Below are 2,962 nucleotides of genomic sequence, written 5' to 3' on the forward strand. Positions count from 1 at the left end.
ACCCGCCGGCCGGCGACGGCAAGCCCGCCGGCGACGCGGCCGGCGCGCAGGAGCGCAACCTCAAGGAGGCGGAGGCCGGTACGGGCGCCGACGGCGCCGACCCGGCGGACGCGAGCGGAACGGGGGTCCGGAAGTGACCACTCCTCGGCCGGAGACGTTGGCCAAGCTCACGCCGGTGCTCACCAAGCGCTGGCTGTCGCCGGACGCCTGGCGGCTCGGCACCTACGAGAAGCTGGACGGCTACGCCGCCCTGCGCAAGGCGCTCAAGGCGCACCCGGACGACCTGATCCAGCTGATCAAGGACTCCGGGCTGCGCGGCCGGGGCGGTGCGGGCTTCCCGACCGGTCTCAAGTGGGGCTTCATCCCGCAGGGCGACGGCAAGCCGCACTACCTCGTGGTGAACGCCGACGAGGGCGAGCCGGGCACCTGCAAGGACCTGCCGCTGATGACCCACGACCCGCACTCGCTGGTCGAGGGCGTGATCATCGCGTCGTACGCGATCCGGGCCAACCGGGCGTACATCTACATCCGCGGCGAGGCCGTGCACGCCGCCCGCCGGCTGCGCAGCGCGGTCGCCGAGGCGTACGCCAAGGGCTACCTCGGCCGGAACGTCCTCGGCTCGGGGTTCGACCTGGAGCTGGTGGTGCACTCCGGCGCCGGGGCGTACATCTGCGGTGAGGAGACCGCGCTGCTGGACTCGCTGGAGGGCTTCCGGGGCCAGCCCCGGCTGCGCCCGCCGTTCCCGGCGACCCACGGCCTGTACGCCAGCCCGACCGTGGTCAACAATGTCGGCACCATCGCCAGCGTGCCGTACATCGTGCTGGGCGGCGCGGACTGGTGGAAGACCATGGGCACGGAGAAGTCGTCCGGCCCGATGATCTACTCGCTCTCCGGCCGGATCGCCAACCCGGGACAGTACGAGTGCTCGATGGGCATCACGCTGCGCGAGCTGATCGAGCTGGCCGGCGGCATGAAGCCCGGGCACGAGCTGAAGTTCTGGACCCCGGGTGGCTCCTCGACGCCGCTGCTCACCGCCGAGCACCTGGACGTGCCGCTGGACTTCGAGGGGGTGGCGGCGGCCGGCTCGATCCTGGGCACCACGGCGACGCAGATCTTCTCCGACCAGGACTGCCCGGTCTACGCGACCTACCGGTGGCTGGAGTTCTACCACCACGAGTCGTGCGGCAAGTGCACCCCCTGCCGCGAGGGCAACTACTGGATGGTCCGGGTCTACCGGCGGATCCTGTCCGGCCAGGGCACCCACGAGGACCTGGACACCCTGCTCGACACCTGCGACAACATCCTCGGCCGCTCGTTCTGCGGTCTGGGTGACGGTGCGACCAGCTCGGTGACCTCGTCGCTGAAGTACTTCAAGCAGGACTACCTCGACTACATCGAGGGACGTACCGCTCCGAAGCTCTCCGACAAGTCTCTGGTTGGAGCCCACTGATGACCGACGTAGCCAAGCAGACCGAGACCGTCACGCTGACCATCGACGGCGTCGAGGTCACCGCGCCCAAGGGCGCGCTGCTGATCCGCGTCGCCGAGCAGCTGGGCACCGAGATCCCGCGCTTCTGCGACCACCCGCTGCTGGCCCCGGCCGGCGCCTGCCGGCAGTGCCTGGTGGAGGTGGAGGGCCAGCGCAAGCCGGTCGCCTCCTGCACCCAGACGGTCGCCGACGGCATGGTGGTGCGGACCCAGCTCACCTCCCCGGTCGCCAAGAAGGCCCAGGAGGGGGTGATGGAGCTGCTGCTCCTCAACCACCCGCTGGACTGCCCGATGTGCGACAAGGGCGGCGAGTGCCCGCTGCAGAACCAGGCCATGTCCACCGGCCGCACGGACTCGCGGTTCCACGAGCACAAGCGGGAGTACCCGAAGCCGCTGCCGATCAGCACCCAGGTGCTGCTCGACCGCGAGCGGTGCGTGCTCTGCCAGCGGTGCACCCGGTTCTCCGAGGAGATCGCCGGCGACAAGTTCATCGACCTGATGGGACGCTCCTCGCACGAGGAGATCAACATCTACCGCGACGACGCGTACGGCGAGGAGGGTGAGGAAGGGGACGTCCCGTTCAACTCCTACTTCTCCGGCAACACCGTGCAGATCTGCCCGGTGGGCGCGCTGACCGGCACGCAGTACCGCTTCCGCTCCCGCCCGTTCGACCTGGTCTCCTCGCCCAGCGTCTGCGAGCACTGCTCGGCCGGCTGCGCCCAGCGCACCGACTGGCGCCGGGGCAAGGTGCTGCGCCGCCTGGCCGGCGACGACCCGGCGGTGAACGAGGAGTGGAACTGCGACAAGGGCCGCTGGGGCTTCCAGTACACCCGCGCGTTCGACCGGCTCACCACCCCGCTGGTGCGGGACGAGAAGACCGGTGAGCTGCGCGAGGCGTCCTGGAGCGAGGCGTTCGCCCGGGCCGCCGAGGGACTGCGCGCGGCCCGCGACGGCGGCACCGGCACGGCGGTGCTGACCGGCGGCCGGCTCACCGTCGAGGACGCCTACGCGTACGCGAAGTTCGCCCGGGTCGCGCTGCACACCAACGACATCGACTTCCGGGCCCGTCCGGTCTCCCGCGAGGAGGCCGACTTCCTGGCCAGCAACGTCGCCGGGGTCACCGACGTGACCTACGCGGACGTGGAGAACGCGCCCGCGGTGGTGCTGGTCGGCCTGGAGCCGGAGGAGGAGTGCCCGATCCTCTTCCTGCGGCTGCGCAAGGCGTACCTGAAGAAGAAGCTGACCGTGTACGCGATCGCGCCGTTCGCGACCCGCGGCCTGGAGAAGCTCGGGGCGAAGCTCGCCCGGGTGGTGCCGGGCGAGGAGGCCAGCGTGCTGGCCGAGCACGCCACGGTGGCCGAGGCGCTGGGGCAGCCGGGCGCGATCCTGATCGTCGGCGAGCGGCTGGGCGCGGTGCCCGGCGGTCTCTCCGCGGCGGCGGACGTGGCCCGGCGTACCGGAGCCCGTCTGGCCT

2 protein-coding genes are annotated in these 2,962 nt (G+C 71.3%); both read left to right on the top strand.

All coding sequences use genetic code 11. The annotated features are described in order from the left end of the window. Nucleotides 1-133 precede the first annotated feature (133 nt). Nucleotides 134-1,450, top strand: coding sequence for an NADH-quinone oxidoreductase subunit NuoF (gene nuoF, locus HUW36_RS29685; protein ID WP_174531126.1), 1,317 nt, complete (start codon nucleotides 134-136; stop codon nucleotides 1,448-1,450). Next, a partial coding sequence (locus HUW36_RS29690) for an NADH-quinone oxidoreductase subunit G (RefSeq protein WP_174531127.1) occupies nucleotides 1,450-2,962 on the top strand: 1,513 nt, incomplete at its 3' end. The genes nuoF and HUW36_RS29690, both read left to right, overlap by 1 nt.

Source organism: Micromonospora maritima (genome assembly GCF_902825405.1).
In the GTDB taxonomy this organism is placed as follows: Bacteria; Actinomycetota; Actinomycetes; order Mycobacteriales; family Micromonosporaceae; genus Micromonospora; species Micromonospora maritima.